The sequence below is a fragment of the Streptomyces durhamensis genome (assembly GCF_000725475.1).
GTDB classification, from domain to species: Bacteria; Actinomycetota; Actinomycetes; order Streptomycetales; family Streptomycetaceae; genus Streptomyces; species Streptomyces filipinensis.
In genome coordinates this window covers 1-18,353 of the sequence record NZ_JNXR01000008.1, presented here as the reverse complement: position 1 = coordinate 18,353, position 18,353 = coordinate 1, and the positions used below count along the sequence as shown (strand labels likewise).

17 protein-coding genes and 1 tRNA gene are annotated in these 18,353 nt (G+C 70.0%); 10 read left to right on the top strand and 8 right to left on the bottom strand.

What is annotated here, in order from left to right:
• Positions 1-90: 90 nt before the first annotated feature.
• On the bottom strand, positions 91-345 hold the full coding sequence (gene crgA, locus IO33_RS0113640) for a cell division protein CrgA (protein WP_031164269.1): 255 nt from the start codon (positions 343-345) through the stop codon (positions 91-93).
• Positions 346-498: 153 nt separating this feature from the next.
• Between crgA and IO33_RS0113635 the strand changes: the two genes are divergently transcribed.
• The 6 genes from IO33_RS0113635 to IO33_RS0113610 are packed head-to-tail and all read left to right on the top strand — an operon-like array spanning position 499 to position 4,741.
• Positions 499-1,284, top strand: a complete 786-nt coding sequence (locus IO33_RS0113635) for a DUF881 domain-containing protein (RefSeq protein WP_031164268.1) — start codon at positions 499-501, stop codon at positions 1,282-1,284.
• A gap of 21 nt (positions 1,285-1,305) precedes the next feature.
• Positions 1,306-1,986 carry a class E sortase gene (locus IO33_RS0113630; protein WP_031164265.1) on the top strand — a complete coding sequence of 227 codons (681 nt, stop codon included), beginning with the start codon at positions 1,306-1,308 and terminating at the stop codon, positions 1,984-1,986.
• 52 nt (positions 1,987-2,038) lie between these two features.
• Positions 2,039-2,200 carry a hypothetical protein gene (locus IO33_RS47235; RefSeq protein ID WP_031164263.1) on the top strand — a complete coding sequence of 54 codons (162 nt, stop codon included), beginning with the start codon at positions 2,039-2,041 and terminating at the stop codon, positions 2,198-2,200.
• A complete protein-coding gene (locus IO33_RS0113620; protein ID WP_031164261.1) occupies positions 2,197-2,835 on the top strand; it encodes an aminodeoxychorismate/anthranilate synthase component II in 639 nt (212 codons plus the stop codon). Before IO33_RS47235 ends, IO33_RS0113620 begins: the two co-directional genes overlap by 4 nt.
• A complete protein-coding gene (locus IO33_RS0113615; protein WP_031164259.1) occupies positions 2,832-3,941 on the top strand; it encodes a class E sortase in 1,110 nt (369 codons plus the stop codon). Before IO33_RS0113620 ends, IO33_RS0113615 begins: the two co-directional genes overlap by 4 nt.
• Before the next feature lie 47 nt (positions 3,942-3,988).
• On the top strand, positions 3,989-4,741 hold the full coding sequence (locus IO33_RS0113610) for a class E sortase (protein ID WP_031164256.1): 753 nt from the start codon (positions 3,989-3,991) through the stop codon (positions 4,739-4,741).
• A 69-nt stretch (positions 4,742-4,810) separates the two neighbouring features.
• Here the strand turns inward: IO33_RS0113610 and pknB are convergent, their stop codons facing one another.
• From pknB to IO33_RS0113580, 6 genes are all read right to left on the bottom strand, one after another.
• Positions 4,811-6,808 carry a Stk1 family PASTA domain-containing Ser/Thr kinase gene (gene pknB, locus IO33_RS0113605; protein ID WP_031164254.1) on the bottom strand — a complete coding sequence of 666 codons (1,998 nt, stop codon included), beginning with the start codon at positions 6,806-6,808 and terminating at the stop codon, positions 4,811-4,813.
• 170 nt (positions 6,809-6,978) lie between these two features.
• A complete protein-coding gene (locus IO33_RS0113600) occupies positions 6,979-8,454 on the bottom strand; it encodes a peptidoglycan D,D-transpeptidase FtsI family protein (protein WP_031164252.1) in 1,476 nt (491 codons plus the stop codon).
• A complete protein-coding gene (locus tag IO33_RS0113595; protein ID WP_031164250.1) occupies positions 8,451-9,902 on the bottom strand; it encodes an FtsW/RodA/SpoVE family cell cycle protein in 1,452 nt (483 codons plus the stop codon). Before IO33_RS0113595 ends, IO33_RS0113600 begins: the two co-directional genes overlap by 4 nt.
• Before the next feature lie 27 nt (positions 9,903-9,929).
• Entirely contained in the window at positions 9,930-11,483 is a 1,554-nt protein-coding gene (locus IO33_RS0113590; RefSeq protein WP_209438853.1) for a Stp1/IreP family PP2C-type Ser/Thr phosphatase, read from the bottom strand.
• Positions 11,484-11,623: 140 nt separating this feature from the next.
• On the bottom strand, positions 11,624-12,154 hold the full coding sequence (locus IO33_RS0113585) for an FHA domain-containing protein FhaB/FipA (RefSeq protein WP_031164245.1): 531 nt from the start codon (positions 12,152-12,154) through the stop codon (positions 11,624-11,626).
• 10 nt (positions 12,155-12,164) lie between these two features.
• Positions 12,165-13,034, bottom strand: coding sequence for an FHA domain-containing protein (locus IO33_RS0113580; RefSeq protein ID WP_031164243.1), 870 nt, complete (start codon positions 13,032-13,034; stop codon positions 12,165-12,167).
• Between the two features lie 438 nt (positions 13,035-13,472).
• Between IO33_RS0113580 and IO33_RS0113575 the strand changes: the two genes are divergently transcribed.
• The 4 genes from IO33_RS0113575 to IO33_RS0113560 all read left to right on the top strand — a co-directional run bounded on the left by IO33_RS0113575 (position 13,473) and on the right by IO33_RS0113560 (position 17,086).
• Positions 13,473-13,556, top strand: a tRNA-Leu gene (locus IO33_RS0113575).
• A gap of 471 nt (positions 13,557-14,027) precedes the next feature.
• Positions 14,028-15,521 (top strand): DUF2252 domain-containing protein, encoded by a 1,494-nt coding sequence (locus IO33_RS0113570; protein WP_051926687.1) that lies wholly within the window; start codon positions 14,028-14,030, stop codon positions 15,519-15,521.
• A gap of 349 nt (positions 15,522-15,870) precedes the next feature.
• Positions 15,871-16,677 carry a hypothetical protein gene (locus IO33_RS0113565; protein WP_031164238.1) on the top strand — a complete coding sequence of 269 codons (807 nt, stop codon included), beginning with the start codon at positions 15,871-15,873 and terminating at the stop codon, positions 16,675-16,677.
• A gap of 79 nt (positions 16,678-16,756) precedes the next feature.
• The gene (locus IO33_RS0113560) at positions 16,757-17,086 is read left to right on the top strand and encodes a rhodanese-like domain-containing protein (RefSeq protein ID WP_031164236.1); all 330 of its coding nucleotides are present in this window, start codon (positions 16,757-16,759) and stop codon (positions 17,084-17,086) included.
• Between the two features lie 28 nt (positions 17,087-17,114).
• Here the strand turns inward: IO33_RS0113560 and IO33_RS0113555 are convergent, their stop codons facing one another.
• Positions 17,115-18,257, bottom strand: coding sequence for an acyl-CoA dehydrogenase family protein (locus IO33_RS0113555; RefSeq protein WP_031164234.1), 1,143 nt, complete (start codon positions 18,255-18,257; stop codon positions 17,115-17,117).
• Positions 18,258-18,353: the final 96 nt, after the last annotated feature.

The following is an 18,353-nucleotide window of genomic DNA, read 5'->3' as shown; positions in this document are numbered from 1 at the left end:
GTGGAAAACGGCTGTGGATAACTCAGTGGATAGCCCTGGGCAGAGGTGTGCGCAGGGGCCGCAGCGGTGCCGCGGCGGCGCTGACGAGGGCTACTTCCACTGCGTGGAGACACCGAAGCCGGCGGCGATGAAGCCGAACCCGATCACGATGTTCCAGTTGTCCAGCGCGTCGATGGGCAAGGAGCCGTCGGTCACGTAGAAGACGACGATCCAGGCCAGGCCGATGACGAACATGGCCAGCATGACAGGGGCGACCCAGCCACGGCTGTTCAGCTTGATCGCCTGCGCCTGCCTCGCCGGCGGCGGCGTGTAGTCGGCCTTCTTGCGGATACGTGACTTCGGCACGAGGGTCTCTCCTGTCGATGCGCTGCGTGGCCGCGCAGGGAACTGGGTCAGGGCTCGGGGCAGCGTACAAGGGGCCAAGATGACGACTCTGTGTGCTCCCCCGGGCGTCCGTTAGCGTAGTGCTTCCGCGGCGCCGAAGGAGATAAGGGTACGTTGAGCAATTCTGCCGACTCCTCCAGCACAGAGGCAACGGGCTCCGGCCCCGGCCGCCGGCGTTTCCGCCCGGTGCGGGTACTCACCGCGGCCGTCTTCGCCCTGGCGGGCCTCATCTTCTTCACCAGCTTCAACACGGCCAAGGGCACCGACATCCGGCAGGACGGCTCCCTGCTGAAGCTGTCCGACCTGATCCAGCAGCGCAGCCGTAAGAACAAGGAGCTGGACGAGTCCAACGCGGCCCTGCGCGGCAGCGTGGAATCCCTCGCCGAGAGCGACGACGGCAGCACCAAGGCGCAGGACCGCAAGCTGAACGGGCTGGAGAGGAACGCCGGGACCCAGCAGCTCACCGGCCGGGCCGTCACCGTCACCCTCAACGACGCCCCGCCCAACGCCACGGCCAAGCTCCCCGGCTACCCCGAGCCGCAGCCCGACTATCTGGTCATCCACCAGCAGGATCTGCAGGCCGTGGTGAACGCGCTCTGGCAGGGCGGCGCCCAGGGCATCAAGGTCATGGACCAGCGGCTGATCTCCACCAGCGCCGTGCGCTGCGTCGGCAACACGCTGATCCTCCAGGGCCGCGTCTACTCCCCGCCGTACAAGATCACCGCGGTCGGGGACCCGGACAGGCTGCAGCAGGCGCTCGCGGCGAGCAAGGCGATCCAGACCTACATGGTGTACGTCAACGTCTACGGCCTCGGCTGGAAAGTCACCGACGACGGGACGGTGACTCTTCCCGGCTACTCCGGCACAGTGGATCTGCACTACGCGAAGCCCGTGCAGTAGGTCCCTTCCCAGGAGCCGCCGGTGCGCGTGATCGTCCGGACCGCCAGCGAGCTGTGCATCACCGTCGGCACCCTGATCGTGCTCTTCGTCGCCTACCTACTGCTCTGGACGGGTGTGCGGGCCGAGGGCGCCATGAACGACCAGATCGACCAGCTGCACCGGCAGTGGTCGCACGGGAACGTCCGGGCCACGGCCGGGGCCCCGGCGGCCGCGCCGAAGCCGGCGGCGTACCACTACGGCAGACCCTTCGCGATCATGTACATCCCGCGGCTCGGTTTCACGTGGAACAAGCCGGTCCTGGAGGGCACCGGCCGGGACGTGCTGGCGAAGGGGCTCGCCCACTACCAGGGCACCGCGCGGCTCGGCGAGGAGGGCAACTTCGCGGTGGCCGGTCACCGGCGCACGTACGGCGATCCGTTCGAGGACTTCCCGCGACTGCGGCCCGGGGACGCGGTCGTGCTCACGGACGGGACGACCTGGTTCACGTATCGGATCGACAAAGGGCCCTACAAAACCGTGCCGACGGACGTTGAGGTGATCGACCCTGTGCCACGTAAGTCCGGGTACACGCGTCCGGGCCGGTATCTGACGCTGACCACCTGCGATCCGGAATGGGGGCACAGTCACCGGCTGATCGTCTGGGCGCACCTGGACTCCACACAGTCTGTGGAGGCAGGCGAACCGAGAGCCCTGCGCCGTTAGTCTGGTGGCGTACGGCGTGAGTCCGGTGCCGTGGGGACATGGAAGGAACGGCATGTACGGCTGGATCTGGCGGCATCTGCCGGGGAACGTGTGGGCGAAGGCGGTCCTCTCGCTCGTACTGGTCCTGGCCGTGATCTACATCCTCTTCCAGTACGTCTTCCCGTGGGCCGAACCGCTGCTGCCCTTCAACGATGTGACGGTGGACAACCAGTGAGTGCGCGGATTCTCGTCGTCGACAACTACGACAGCTTCGTCTTCAACCTCGTCCAGTACCTGTACCAGCTGGGTGCCGAGTGCGAGGTGCTGCGCAACGACGAGGTGTCGACGGCGCACGCCCAGGACGGCTTCGACGGCGTGCTGCTCTCGCCCGGACCGGGGACGCCGGAGCAGGCGGGCGTGTGCGTGGACATGGTCCGCCACTGCGCCTCGACCGGGGTGCCGGTCTTCGGGGTCTGCCTCGGCATGCAGTCGATGCAGGTGGCGTACGGCGGTGTGGTGGACCGGGCCCCCGAGCTGCTGCACGGCAAGACCTCCCTGGTGGAGCACGAGGGCAAGGGCGTCTTCGCGGGCCTGCCCTCCCCCTTCACGGCGACCCGCTACCACTCCCTGGCCGCCGAGCCGGCGACGGTCCCGGCCGAGCTGGAGGTGACGGCCCGCACGCACGACGGCATCATCATGGGCCTGCGGCACCGGGAACTCCTGGTCGAGGGCGTGCAGTTCCACCCGGAGTCGGTGCTGACCGAGCACGGTCACCGGATGCTGGCCAACTGGCTGGTCGAGTGCGGCGATCACGGTGCCGTGGCGAGGTCGACGGGGCTCGCCCCGGTGGTGGGCAGGGCCACGGCGTGACCGCGCTGCGCCCGGAGCGCGAGACCGATGCCTCGTACGGGGATCAGTCGTACGAGGCTTCCGGTGCGCTGGCGGACTGGGGCGCGGGGGGCGCGGCGTACCAGGAGCCTTACGGGCAGCAGCACGGGCAGCCGTACGAGGCGCGGCGCGGGCAGCCGTACGGTCCTCCCCTGGACGACGAGACGATGGCGCTGCGGATCCCCGATCCGCCGCCGGGCCCGGAGAACGGGCCCATACGCGCCTCTGCGGCCTCTACAGGCCCTTCCGGCACCTCTGTCACCGGATCCCCGGTCGGCGGCCGTGCCGCCCGCAGAAAGGCCGCCAAACGGCGTGGCGGACGCCATGGCGGCTCCCGGGAGACGGCGCCCCCGGGAGCACCGGAGGCCGGCCCGCTGTCCCGGATGGAGGCGCGGCGGCAGGCACGACGGCGCAAACCGAGCCCGGCCGTCATCGCGAGCCGGGCGATCGGCGAGGTGTTCATCACCACCGGCGTGCTGATGCTGCTGTTCGTCACCTACCAGCTGTGGTGGACCAACGTCCGCGCCCATGCGCAGGCGGGCAGCGAGACGCACCAGCTGCAGGACGACTGGGCCAGCGGCAAACGCAACCCGGGTGTCTTCGCGCCGGGGCAGGGCTTCGCCATCCTGCACATCCCCAAGCTGGACGTGGTCGCGCCGATAGCCGAGGGCGTCAGCAACGCGAAGGTGCTCGACAAGGGCATGGTGGGGCACTACGGCGAGCCCCCGCTGAAGACGGCGATGCCCGGTGACAAGACCGGCAACTTCGGGCTCGCCGCCCACCGCAACACGCACGGTGAGCCGTTCAGGTACATCAACAGACTCACGCCCGGCGACGCGGTCGTGGTGGAGACGCAGGACACGTACTTCGTGTACAAGGTGACCTCGACGCTGCCGGTGACACCGCCGGCCAACACCAGCGTGCTGAAGCCCGTCCCGAAGGGATCGGGTTTCACCGGACCCGGCCGCTACATCACCCTCACCACCTGCACGCCGGAGTTCACGAGCAAGTACCGGCTGATCGTCTGGGGCAAGATGGTCGAGGAACGCCCGCGCAGCAAGGGCAAGCCGGACGCGCTCGTCGAGTAGGGCATCGAGCAGGGCTGAAGCGAGTAAGGGCAAAGGCAGAGGAAACTGTGGCAGCGACCGCCGACGACACCGAAGAACACACGGACGCGTCCGACTCGAACCCCGCCCCGCCCGGCCGGCGCCCCGGCCGCATCGCCACGGCGGTCAGCGTGTTCGGTGAACTCCTCATCACCGCAGGCCTGTTGCTCGCCCTGTTCGTCGTCTACTCACTCTGGTGGACGAACGTGATAGCGGATCGCAAGGCGGACAAGCAGGCCCACCAGGTGCGCGACCACTGGGCGCACTCGACGGATGCCGGGCCGGGCGCGCTGGACACCAAGGACGGCATCGGCTTCCTGCACGTGCCGTCGATGAGGAACGGTGAGGTGCTGGTCGAGAAGGGCACGGGCACGGACGTCCTCAACGACGGCGTGGCCGGCTACTACACGGACCCGGTCAAGGCGGCCCTCCCCATGACCGGCAAGACGGGCAACTTCACCCTCGCCGCCCACCGCGACGGGCACGGCGCGAAGTTCCACAACATCGACAAGGTGCGGACGGGCGACCCGATCGTCTTCGAGACCCGGGACGACTGGTACGTCTACAAGGTCTACTCGATCCTGCCGGAGACCTCGAAGTACAACGTCAGGGTTCTCTCCCAGGTCCCGAAGGAGTCCGGCAAGAAGAAACCGGGCCACTACATCACCCTGACGACCTGCACGCCCGTCTACACCTCGGAGTACCGCTACGTGGTCTGGGGCGAACTGGTCCGGGTCGAGAAGGTCGACAGCAAGCGGACACCGCCGAAGGAACTGCGCTGACCTGACCGTAGACGTGAGTGGGCCCCTGCCGGTGCGTTCCGGCAGGGGCCCAGTCGTGTGTACGGGGCGTCAGCCGGTGTTGCCGCCGAGGAAGCCGCCGCCGTTGTCGTTGTTGCCGCCGCCGCCGAAGTCCAGGGTGGTCAGAACGATCTGGGTGCTGCCCGGATCGGCCTGGGTCCCCGCCGGCGGGGTCTGCTGGAGGACCCGCGCCTTGTCGTCGTTCGGCCCGTTGACCTGGATGTTCGTGTAGCCGTTCTGCTGCAGGATCTGCTGGGCCTGCTTCAGCGTCTGGCCCGTGACGCTCGGCACCTGGCCCTGCGTCTGCTGGCCCTGCTGGAACTGGCCGACGGTGAGGGTGATGGGCGTGTTCTTGTTGACCTGCTCGCCCGGCTGCGGGTTGCTCCCGGTGACCTTGCCGTCCTCGGCCTGGTTGGTCGTGGGCGTGTTGCTGCAGGTCGGCGCGAGGCCCAGCTGGGTCAGCTCGGCCTTGGCGTCGTCACAGGACTTGCCGACGAGGTCGTTGGGAACGGTGACCTTGTCCGCGGGCTTGGCGACCGTGAGGGTGATCGTGGTGCCCTTCTCCCTGCTCGCGCCACCCTTCGGGTCCTGGGCGATGACCACGTCAGGCGTCCGGTCCGACACCTGCGTCTGCTTCTCGACGTTGAACCCCTTCTCCTTCAGCTGGGACTCGGCGTCGGAGAACGGGGCGCCGCGGACGTCCGGGACGGTGACCTTGGGCGCGCCGGTCGACACGGTCAGGTCGACCGTGGTGCCCTTGGCCACATCTGTCTTGGCCGGCGGGTTCTGGTCGCAGACGTTGCCCTTGGCCTGGTTGTCGCAGGACTTCCTGGTGACCGACACCTTCAGGCCGACGTTCTCGGCCATCTTCCTGGCCGTCTTCTCGGGCTGGCTGACGAACGACGGCACCGGCACCTTGTCGTCCCCGGTGTTGTGGTCGCTCGCCACCCACTTCCCGATCAGGATCGCGCCGATCAGGACCAGGATGCCCGCGACCACCAGCAGGATCGTGGAGGTGTTGGACTTCTTCTGCTGACGGCCACGGCGGCCGGGGCCGTCGTCGTAGCCGTAGCCACCGTCGTCCGGGTTCATCGGCGGCAGCATGCTCGTCGCGCCCGCGCCGGCGTCCTGGCGCAGGGCCGTCGTCGGCTGGTCGTCGGGGTAGCCGCCGTAGCCCACCGCACCCATCGCGGCCGTCGCGGCGACCGGCTGGCCGTCCAGGCAGGCCTCGATGTCGGCGCGCATCTCGTCGGCCGACTGGTAGCGGTAGTTCGGGTCCTTGACCAGCGCCTTCAGGACGATCGCGTCCATCTCCGGGGTGATTTCCGGGTCGAAGACGGACGGCGCCTGGGGCTCCTCGCGGACGTGCTGGTAGGCCACCGCCACCGGGGAGTCGCCGACGAAGGGGGGGCGTACCGTCAGCAGCTCGTACAGGAGGCAACCCGTCGAGTACAGGTCCGAGCGGGCGTCCACCTGCTCGCCCTTCGCCTGCTCCGGGGACAGGTACTGGGCCGTGCCGATGACCGCCGCCGTCTGGGTCATGGTCATGCCGGCGTCGCCCATGGCGCGGGCGATGCCGAAGTCCATCACCTTGACCTGACCGTTGCGGGTCAGCATCACGTTGGCCGGCTTGATGTCGCGGTGGACGATGCCGTTGCGGTGGGCGTACTCCAGACCCTGGAGGATGCCGATGGTCATCTCCATCGCGCGCTCGGGCAGGAGCTTGCGGCCGGAGTGAAGAAGCTCACGGAGCGTGGAGCCGTCGACGTACTCCATGACGATGTACGGGATCGAGACCCCGTCGATGTAGTCCTCGCCCGTGTCGTAGACCGCGACGATCGCGGGGTGGTTGAGCGAGGCGGCCGACTGGGCCTCCCGGCGGAACCGGGCCTGGAAGGAAGGGTCGCGTGCCAGGTCGGCGCGCAGGGTCTTCACTGCCACGGTGCGGCCGAGGCGGGTGTCATGCGCGAGGTAGACCTCGGCCATGCCACCACGGCCGAGCACTTGGCCCAGCTCGTACCGGCCGCCGAGGCGACGCGGCTCTTCCATAGCTACCTACCAGCCCTCTCCGTCGGTCCCGGCCGCACAGGCATGTGCGGCCGGAGGCTGCCGTCCGGGCCTACCGTACCCGGCTCGCTTTGTGTGACCTGGCCAAGCCCGTAACCCGATACAGGACCGGTATCGCAACGTGCAGCGATGTGAAGGGGACGTGATGGGGGTCACTTTTTGGAGTTGATGACCGCGTTCATGACGTTCTTCGCGATCGGCGCGGCCAGGCCGCCACCGGAGATGTCGTCGCGGTTGGCGCTCTCGTCCTCGATCACCACGGCCACGGCGACCGGCGAGCTGCCGTCCGGCAGCTTGGCGTAGGAGATGAACCACGCGTACGGGTTGGCGCTGTTCGCCACACCGTGCTGCGCGGTACCGGTCTTGCCGCCCACGACGACGTTCGGGATCTGCGCCTTCGTGCCCGTACCCGACTTGACGACCGTCTCCATCATGCCCTGCAGGATCTGCGCGTTCGCCGGCGACAGCGGCCGGCTCAGCTCCTTCGGCTGGGTCTTCTCGACCGGGTCGACGTTGGAGGACTCCAGCTCGTCGACCATGTACGGCTGCATCAGCTTGCCGTCGTTGGCGACCGCCGAGGCGACCATGGCCATCTGCAGCGGGGTGGCCGCGGTGTTGTACTGGCCGATGGAGGACAGTGCGGTCTGCGACTTGTTCATGTTGTCGGAGAACACCGACGCGTTGGAGCGGACCGGGGTGAACTGCTCCGCGTCGAAGCCGAACTTCTTGGCCTCCTCCAGCATCTTGTCGTTGCCGAGGTCGGAGCCGACCTTGCCGAAGACGCTGTTGCAGGACAGCCGCAGCGCCTCACGCAGGCTCACGTCGCGGCACTGGATGTTGCCCTCGTTCTTCAGCGGGGTCGTGGTGCCCGGCATGATCCACGGCAGCGGCGAGTTGGTCTTCTCGTCGGCCGACTTGTACAGCCCGTTCTCCAGCGCCGCCGCCGCGGTGACCACCTTGAAGGTCGAGCCCGGCGGGTAGGTCTCGCGCAGCGCCCGGTTCAGCGTCGGATCGGCGGGGTCGTTCTTCTTCTGGACCTTGTTCCAGTTCTTGGCGTCGGTGTTGGTGTTCCCCGCGAACGACGAGGGGTCGTACGACGGGTAGGAGGCCAGCGCCAGGATCTTGCCGGTGGACGGCTCCAGGGCGACGACCGCGCCCTTGCCGCCCCGCGACTTCAGCCCGTCGTACGCCGCCTTCTGCGCGGCCGCGTTCAGCGTGGTGACGACGTTGCCGCCCTGCCGCGGCTTACCGGTGATCATGTCCAGGGTGTTGCGGAAGAAGAGCCGGTCGTCGTTGCCGGTGAGGATGCCGTCGTCGATCTTCTCCAGCTGGTTGCCGTCGAAGGCCTGCGAGGAGTAACCGGTGACCGGGGCCCACATGGGCCCGTTCTTGTAGGTCCGCTTGTACTTGAAGTCGCCGCTCTTGGACTCGACGGAACCGGTTATCGGGTTGCCGTCGACGATGATGTCGCCGCGCGGGTGGGCGTAGCGCTCGATGGCGACCCGGCGGTTGTCCTTCTGGCCTGCCAGCTCGTCGGCCTTGACGTACTGGAGGTAGTTGTCACGGATCAGCAGGGCCAGCACGAGAAGGCCGCAGAAGATCGCGATCCGGCGCAGGGGCTTGTTCATGACGGGCGGACCACCTGGGTCATCTCGGCGTCGGGGTTGGTCGCGGGGGTGGGCGCGGGGCGCCGGGCGGTGTCGCTGATCCGGATGAGGATGCCGATCAGCGCCCAGTTGGCCAGCACGGAGGAGCCGCCGTAGGCGAGGAACGGCATGGTCATACCGGTCAGCGGGATGAGGCCCATCACACCGCCGGCCACGACGAACACCTGCAGGGCGAACGCACCGGACAGGCCGACGGCGAGCAGCTTGCCGAACGGGTCGCGGGCGGCGAGGGCGGTACGCAGGCCGCGCTCCACGATCAGGCCGTAGATCAGCAGCATCGCCATGATGCCCGCCAGGCCCAGCTCCTCGCCGAAGGTCGCGAAGACGAAGTCGGAGTTCGCGGCGAACTTGATCAGGTCCGAGTGGCCCTGGCCCCAGCCGGTGCCCAGGGTGCCGCCGGAGCCGAACGCCCACAGGGACTGCTGCAGCTGGTCGGAGTGCAGGACGCCGTCGTGGGTGATCTGCCGGCTGAGCTGGTACTCGCGCATCGGGTTGAGCCAGGCGTTCACACGCGTCTGGATGTGCGACTCGAAGCTCGCCACGCCGACGGCGCCGACCGCGGACATCAGCAGACCGAAGACGATCCAGCTGGTCCGCTCGGTGGCGACGTACAGCATGATGACGAACATTCCGAAGAACAGCAGCGAGGTGCCCAGGTCGGTCTCGAAGACGAGGATGAGGATCGAGATCGCCCAGACGACCAGGATCGGACCGAGGTCACGCCCGCGCGGCAGGTACAGGCCCATGAAACGGCGGCTGGCCAGGGCCAGGGCGTCGCGCTTCACCATCAGGTACCCGGCGAAGAAGATCGCGAGGACGATCTTGGCGAACTCACCGGGCTGCAGGGAGCCCAGGCCGGGGACCCGGATCCAGATCTTGGCGCCGTAGATGTCGGCCCCGAGGCCCGGCACCAGCGGCAGGATGAGCAGGACCAGCGCACAGAACATCGAGATGTACGTGTAGCGCTGCAGGACCCGGTGGTCCTTGAGGAAGATCAGCACCGCCGAGAACATGGCGATGCCCAGCGCGGTGTACAGCAGCTGCCGGGGCGCGGACGGGGCGAAGTGGGGCAGCGACTGCAGCAGTCTCGACTGGTCCAGCCGCCAGATCACCACGAGCCCGAGCCCGTTGAGCAGCGTCGCCAGCGGCAGCAGCAGCGGGTCGGCGTAGGGCGCGAACTTCCGTACGGCGAGATGGGCGACGCCGGCCAGCAGACCGAGGCCGAGGCCGTACTCCAGCAGCCCGGCGGGCACATGACTGTTGATGGCCAGGCCCACGTTGGCGTAGGCGAACACCGGGATGGCCACGGCGAAGACCAGCAGGGCCAGCTCGGTGTTGCGGCGGCTCGGTGCGCCGATCGCGCCGATCGTGGACGTGTGGTGCGTCGGCGAGTTAGTCGTACTGCTCATCGTGTGATGGGGCCTCTCGCGGCTCGGCTACTGCTTGCCGCACTGATCGACGACCTTCTGCTCATTCTCGGAGAGGCTCGGGCCGGGGTTCGGAGTGGGCGACGTGGACGGGGGCTTCGTCGGCGATGTCGGGGGCGTCTTGGACGACGTACCCGTCGACGGGTTCGGCGTCGGTGATGCCTTGGACGTGAAGGCCGTACGGGTGGTTCCCGTGGTGCCTCCCGCCTCGCCCTGGCCCGTCTTCGCGTTCCGCTCGGACGCGGCGGCCTGGCGCTCCGCCTGCTTCTTGCACGCGGAGGCCTGCACGGACAGTGCCTCGATCTTCGCCTGCGCCTGCGGCAGACCACCCGCGGTGATCGTGGCCTTCACCTGCTTCTGCTGGTAGGGCGGCAGGTACTTGAGTTCGATCTCGGGGTGGTCCTTCTCCACCTTGGACAGCGACACCCAGGCAAGGTCCTGGCTGATCCCCCGGTACAGCGCCACGTGCTCGTCCTTGGTGCCGACGTAGTACTGCGTCTGCGTCCAGCGGTAACCGCCGTAGAGGCCGCCACCGATGACGGCGAGGGCGAGGACGGAGTAGAAGGATCTCTTCAGCCACCTGCCCCGACCGCGCGGCTTGGTCAGCTCGCCGTCGGCGTAGTCGCCGAAGCTGCCGGCCGGGACGTAGCCCGTGGTGTCGCCGGAGCCGGGCGGCCCGAACTCGCCGCCGCCGTGCCCATGGCCCTGCCGGCCCAGGTGCGAGGCGCGGCCGGCCGGCGTCTGCATGATGCCGTTGTCGTGCAGGTGGAGCTGGTTCTCCGCGACGGCGCCGACCACCAGCGGCTGGTCCGACAGCTGCCCGGCCATGGTGTCACCGGTGTCCAGGTCGAGGACGTCGGCGACGATGACCGTGATGTTGTCGGGGCCGCCGCCGCGCAGCGCGAGCTGGATCAGCTCCTGCACGGTCTCCTGCGGGCCCTGGTAGCTGGCGAGGGTCTCCTCGATCGTCTGGTGGGAGACGACGGCGGACAGACCGTCCGAGCAGATCAGATAGCGGTCGCCGGCCCGGACCTCGCGGATCGACAGGTCGGGCTCGACATGGTCGCCGCTGCCGAGGGCGCGCATCAGCAGCGACCGCTGCGGATGCGTCGTGGCCTCCTCCTCGGTGATCCGGCCCTCGTCCACCAGCCGCTGCACCCAGGTGTGGTCCTGGGTGATCTGGGTGAGGACGCCGTCACGCAGCAGATAGGCGCGCGAGTCGCCGACGTGCACCAGGCCGAGCCGCTGTCCGGTCCACAGCAGCGCGGTGAGGGTGGTGCCCATGCCCTCCAGCTGCGGGTCCTCCTCGACCATGGCGCGCAGCTGGTCGTTGGCGCGCTGCACGGCCTGGCCGAGCGAGGTGAGGATGTCGGAGCCGGGCACGTCGTCGTCGAGCGTGACCAGGGTGGAGATCACCTCGGAGGAGGCGACCTCGCCGGCGGCCTGGCCGCCCATGCCGTCCGCGATCGCGAGCAGCCGGGGACCGGCGTAACCGGAGTCCTCGTTGCCCTCGCGGATCATGCCTTTGTGCGATCCGGCGGCAAAGCGCAGTGACAGACTCATGCGCACCTCGCCCGTCGGCTCCGAATGCAGCCGGTCGTGTCGAGCCACACTGCCCACCCTCCGGTCGGGAGCGCGCCGGCGGCCGGGTGGCGGCCTGCCGCTGCGTGCTCGCTCCGCTCGCACTCACTCATGATGTAGCACTACTTCCGCAGCTCGATGACGGTCTTGCCGATGCGGATCGGCGCGCCCAGCGGGATCGGCGTGGGAGTCGTCAGCCGGGACCGGTCCAAGTAGGTGCCGTTGGTGGAACCCAGGTCCTCGACGATCCACTGGCCGTCGCGGTCCGGGTAGATCCTGGCATGCCGGCTGGAGGCGTAGTCGTCGTCCAGCACGATCGTGGAGTCGTGCGCGCGGCCCAGGGAGATCGTCTGGCCCTGCAGCGCGACCGTGGTGCCGGTCAGTGTGCCTTCGGTCACGACCAGCTTGGTGGGGGCGTTGCGACCGCGTCGGCCGCCGCCCTGCTGGCCGCGCTGCTGGCCGCGCTGCGGCGGGGGCGCGGCGGCCTGCTGCCGGGGCGCCTGCTGCTGGCGCCCGGCGTCCCTACGCGATCCGCGCTGGGTGACGCGCGTACCGAACAGGTCGCTCCGGATGACCTGCACGGCCACGATCACGAACAGCCACAGTACGGCCAGGAAACCCAGCCGCATGACCGTGAGGGTCAGCTCTGACATTGCCCCCGCTTCACCCTTCGGCTTGCCTATAGATAACGGTGGTGCTGCCCACGACGATCCGCGAGCCGTCGCGGAGCGTAGCGCGGGTGGTGTGCTGCCCGTCCACCACGATGCCGTTGGTGGAGCCGAGATCCTGGATCGTCGAGGGCGTTCCGGTCCGGATCTCGCAGTGTCTGCGGGACACGCCGGGGTCGTCGATCCGCACGTCGGCGTCGGTGCTGCGGCCCAGCACCAGCGTCGGGCGGGAGATCTGGTGGCGGGTGCCGTTGATCTCGATCCAGTAGCGGGTGCGCCCGCCGCTCATCGGAGCGGCCGCGGGCCGCTGGGTGGCGGGCTGCGGGTAGCCGTAACCGCCCGGGCGGGCGCCCGGCGGCGGCGCGGACGGCATCGGGGGTGCGCCGGCGGGCGCGCTGGGCGCATAGCCCGGGCCGCCGCCCTGGCCGCCGCCCGGGGCACCCTGCGCGGGGCGGCCCGGAGCCGGGGCCCCGGGGTCCTGCTGGCTGCTGGAGGAGGCGAGGGTGCGCGAGCGCACCCGGTACAGGCCGGTGTCCAGGTCGTCGGCCTTCTCCAGGTTGACCTTGATGGGGCCCATGAACGTGTAGCGCTGTTGCTTGGCGTAGTCGCGCACCATGCCGGCCAGCTCGTCGCCGAGCTGTCCCGAGTAGGGGCTGAGGCGCTCGTGGTCCGGCGCGCTCAGCTCCACGATGAAGTCGTTGGGTACGACGGTCCGGTCGCGGTTCCAGATCGTGGCGTTGTTGTCGCACTCGCGCTGGAGCGCGCCGGCGATCTCCACGGGCTGGACCTCGGACTTGAAGACCTTGGCGAAGGTGCCGTTCACCAGACCTTCGAGACGCTGCTCGAACTTCTTCAGGACTCCCATGGGGCACCTCCTCCGTCCCTGCCGTTGACTTGCCCTGTTGTGTGCGCTGCCTTGCCCGGTGGTGCTGGTACTGCTTACTGATCGTATCTACGCGCCCGGCAAACAGCCGGTTCCCCCAGCGACTCCCCTTCGAACTCCCGGCGGGCACTCCTGCTGCCATGGATCGTAGAGGCGGGCGAAGACCAGTGTCCCGCACCCGGCTGTGGACCCGGCCCGCCTCCGGGGGAGATGCCCGGGACCGGTACGAGGTTGATACGCGAAGCAGGTCTCCCTGATACCTGGGAGGCGGATGCGGTGGTCCGGGGCCGGGCGCGGCGGGCTCGGGGCCGCCCGGCGGCGGGCGGGAAGGGATGTGAACCCACCCCGTACGACGTGCTAATGTTCTGGGTGTCGGAAGGGGCCAGCCCGAAAGGGACGGAAACGGAAGACACACCCAATGCGCGGGTGGCGGAATAGGCAGACGCGCTGGATTCAGGTTCCAGTGCCCGCAAGGGCGTGGGGGTTCAACTCCCCCCTCGCGCACAGAGAAACCGATGAACGGGTCTCTGCTGGTGACGGAAGTCACCGCAGGGGCCCGTTTCTCGTTGTGCACGGTTTTGTGGTTGTGTACGGGTTTGTGAGGGATCGCACAGCGCGGACAGCCCTGCGGCCACCTGGTCCGTGAGGTATGTCACGGGCGGGGCCAGGGGTTTTGCTCCCGGCGCTGCCGTGCCGACCACGTCGTGACTCCCCCTTCGCAACACGACGCCGCACACACGGCCGGGGGGTTCAGGGACCACCAGCCGGACCTGACCCGACGTCGGCCCGACGTCGCGCATCGTTTCCCGGCGTCGGCCCAGCGTCTTCCGGGCGCCGGCCAGGTGGCAAGGGCGGTGCGGTGAGGGCGATGCCGCGAAAACGCTGCGACGAGGCGCCGCGGGCTTTCCCCAGGCGGCGAGTTGTCCACAGGGTCTGACACGTCTTCGTGACCGGCTGTACGGTCTCCCCGAGTTGATGTTCAAGCCGGTCTGCGGACAGGCGTGGGGTTCGGGGGAGGCGGTCACGGTGACCGAAGCCGGTGCGCACGAACGAGTGGCCGAGGCGGAGGACGACGGCGCGGTGGCACGCCGGCTGCCCCGGATGCGCGGATTCGCCGCATGGCCCGCACACGGCACACCCAAGGACGAGGGCAAGGCACTCCGGCAGAGCGTGCCGCGCAGCGCCCACCACACCCTCGACCCCGACGCCTCCCGCCCCGACGCGGTGACCGCGGTCGAGGAGTCCAACGCCGGCCGCATCCCCGAACTGACACCGATCCGGGTGGGCCGGATGGCGGCCACCCCCTTCGCCTTCCTCCGCGGCTCGGCCGGACTCATGGCCTACGACCTCGCCCGCACCCCCATGACCCGGATCGCCGCCCAGATATGCGGTGACGCGCACGCGGCCAACTTCGGCCTCTACGGCGACGCCCGCGGCGACCTCGTCATCGACCTCAACGACTTCGACGAGACCGTCCAAGGCCCCTGGGAATGGGACCTGAAGCGGCTCGCGACCTCCCTGGTGCTCGCCGGACGGGAGGCCGGCGCCGACGAGGACACCTGCCGCGCGGCAGCACACGACACGGTCGGTGCCTACCGCCGCACCATGCGCCTGCTGGCCAAGCTCCCCGTGCTCGACGCGTGGAACGCCATCACGGACGAGGAACTCGTCTCCCACACCGACGCCCACGACCTGCTCGGCACCCTGCAGCGGGTCTCGGAGAAGGCCCGCGCCAACACCAGCGGCCGGTTCGCGGCGAAGGCGACCGAAGTGGTCCAGGACGGCGGACGCCGCTTCGTGGACGCCGCCCCGGTACTCCGCCGCATACCGGACGCCGAGGCCCACACGGTCGCCGCGTCCCTGGAGCCGTACGTCCACACCCTCAGCGAGGACCGGCACCCCCTGCTCGCCCGCCACGCGGTGCACGACGTGGCCTTCCGGGTCGTCGGCACCGGCAGCGTCGGCACCCGCTCCTACGTCGTGCTGCTCCTCGACCACCGCGAGCAGCCGCTGGTGCTCCAGGTGAAGGAGGCCCGGCCCTCAGCCCTCGTCCCGCACCTGGCCACGGCCGGGTTCGAGACACCACCGGTGGAGCACGAGGGCCGCCGCGTGGTCCTCGGACAGAAGCGCATGCAGGTCGTCAGCGACATCCTGCTCGGCTGGACGACCGTCGACGGGCGCCCCTTCCAGGTCCGCCAGTTCCGCAACCGCAAGGGCAGCGTCGACCCCGCCGCCCTCGCCGCCGACCAGATCGACGACTACGGCCGCATGACCGGCGCCCTGCTGGCCCGCGCCCACTCCCACAGCGCCGACCCGCGGCTGATCGCCGGCTACTGCGGCAAGAACGAGGAACTGGACGAGGCGATCGCCACATTCGCCGTCGCCTACGCCGACCGCACGGAAGCGGACCACAACGAGCTCGTCACGGCGATCCGCGCGGGCCGGATCGAGGCGGAGCACGGCGTGTGAGGTGCCGGCCGGTGTGTGAGGTGACGCCAGGGATGTGAGGTCCGCTCGGGATGTGAGAGGCCCGCTCGGCGCTGGGCGGGACCGGAACCGCAGGCCGGAGGGGTGGGGAGCCGGACCAGCGGTGCGGCTCCGCCTCCGCTACCCGGCGGAACCGGACCCGATGCGCGGAGCCGGACCCGACGTGTGGAGCGGACTCGATGCGCGGAGCCGGATCCGACGTCCGGCTCTGCCGTGCGGCGGAACCGGACCGGCCCACGGTTCCGCCGCGCGGCCGCCGGCCACCACCGCCCCGCACCCGGGCGGCCGCGCCCCCGGGCCGGGCCGGCGCAGCGGCTACGCTGGGCGCGTGGTGGACACTCCGGAAGCCGAACAGGCCCCGCGGCCCGAGGAACGGCTTGAGCAGGCCGTCCGGGCTGCCGAGCAGGCATTGATCGAGTACGAGATCGCCGTCGAGACGTTCCGTGTCGAGGTCGAGAACTTCTCCCGGCTGCACGAGCAGAGACTCGGCCCGCTCTACCTCCGCATCGAGGAGCTCGACGCCGAGATCGCCGAGGCGAAGGCCGCACGCACCGGCGACCCGGAGGACATCCGCCGGGCCGAGGAGGCCCGCGCCCGGGTGCTGCCGATCCCCGGCGTGGAGGACGTGCTGCACGGCTGGATGGACGGCCACGGCCTGTTCCCCGAAGCCGCCGCCATGCTGACCGACCAGGCCGTACGCCCCCCCGAGCGGGTCCGGCCCAGCGAGGAGGCCCGCAAGCTCTACCGCGAGCTGGCCCGCAAGTCCCACCCCGACCTCGCCCAGGACGAGGACGAACGCCGGCGCCGTGAGGAATTCCTCACCCGCGTCAACGCCGCCTACGCCCGCGGTGACGAGACCCTGCTCACGGAACTGGCCGAGGAGTGGGCGGCCGGTCCGGTACCGCCCGAGCGGCACCCCAGCCCCGCCGAGGAGCTGTACGCCCGCCTCGAATGGCTCGCCCAGCGCAAGGAACTGCTCACCCTCGTCGCCCGCGAACTGGAGGAGGGCGCGATCGCCGGCCTGCTCCGGCTCGCCCCGGACGACCCCGACGGGCTGCTCGACGAGATCGGCGCCAGACTGCGCGCCGACATCGCCCAGCGGGAGTCGGAACTGGCGGCCCTGTCGGCGCAGGACTGAGCAGGACCGAGCAACACCGCGCCTCCGGTCACGCCCAGGACCTTCAGGTAGCGTCGGAGACATGAACTTCGCAGCTCGTGTGCCCACGGTCGAGATCACGGATCTCAAGGACGGCGACTTCCTGCTGGACGTCCGCGAGGACGACGAGTGGCAGGCAGGCCACGCCCAGGGAGCACTGCACATCCCCATGAGCGAGTTCGTGGCCCGCTACGGCGAGCTGACCGAAGCCGCCCCGCAGGACGGCCGCGTCCATGTCATCTGCCGCTCCGGGGGCCGCTCGGCGCAGGTCACCATGTATCTGGTCCAGCAGGGCATCGACGCGGCGAACGTCGACGGCGGCATGCAGGTCTGGCAGGCCGCCGGCCGCCCGGTGATCACGGAAGACGGCCAGCCCGGCTTCGTGCTGTAACCCACCCCGGCGGCCCGGGACCGCGCGGTCAGCCCAGCGGATGGGCGGCCAGCAGATCCCCGAGCCTCTCCTCATGCGCCGCCGCCGGGCCGAGCGCCAGCTCCAGGTGCTTGGCCCAGGCGTGATAGCGGTGCAGCGGACAGTCGGTGTCGGCACCGAACCCGCCATGCAGATGCTGCGCCGTCTGCACCACCCGGCGCACCCCCTCCGCCGCCCAGATCTTCGCCACCGCCACATCCCCGGCCGCGGGCAGCGCCCCCGGCGCCCCCGAGGCGATCCGCCAGGCGGCCTGCCACAGGGTGGCCTCCATGGCGCGCAGATCGATGTACCGGTCCGCGGCCTGCACGGCCACCCCCTGGAAGGTCGCGATCGGAAACCCGAACTGCTCCCGCTTGCCGGTGTACTCGGCGGTCATACGCAGCACCCGCTCGCCCAGACCGAGCGCCAGAGCGCAGACACCCGTGGTGAGCACCGCGTGCAGCCACTCCCAGGCACCCTCGGCCTCGATGACCTCGTCCGCCCCGACCCGGACCGACGCGAACCGCACTTCGGCCAGCCGCTCCCCGCTGGTGGACACCTGCTCGGCGAGGACCACCCCGTCCCGCTCGCGCGGTACCAGCGCGAGCACGGTCCGCTCGGCGGCCGTTCCCCCGACATGGGCCGGTACGACGACGAGATCCGCGTCGTACGCCCAGGGCACCGCCGTCTGCACCCCGTCCAGCACCCAGGCCGAGCCGTCCCGGCGCGCGCCGACGGCCAGTTCGGCCGGATCGTGGCCGGTACGGCCGTGCGCCGCGACGGTCAGCACCAGCTCGCCCCGTCCGGCCCGGGCCAGCACTCGCCCCGCCAACTCCGCGCCACCGTAGGTCTGTACGGCCGCTGCCGCCGCGCTGTGCTCCAGCAACGGCACCCGGGCGAGGACCTTGGCGGACTCACGCAGCACCAGGCACAGCGCGACCGCGTCCAGTCCGGAACCGCCGTGCGCCTCGTCGAGCAGCAGGCTCAGCAGGTCCGCCTCGGCCAGCCGGGACCACAGCTCCTGGTCGAAACCCTCGGCCACGGCACCGGTGGTGAGCGCCGGGCTGGGCACCGCGTCCGGCACCACGCCCGCGAACACCCCGCGGGCCGCCTCGGCCGCCGCCCGCTGCTCCTCGCTGAAGGTGAAGTCCACGGCCTGTCCCTCCGACGGTGCGGTCATCCATCTGACGGGGCGTCAAGATAGAACAGGTTCTAGGAGAAGGGAACGGGTCGGCGGCGGTGTTCCTGG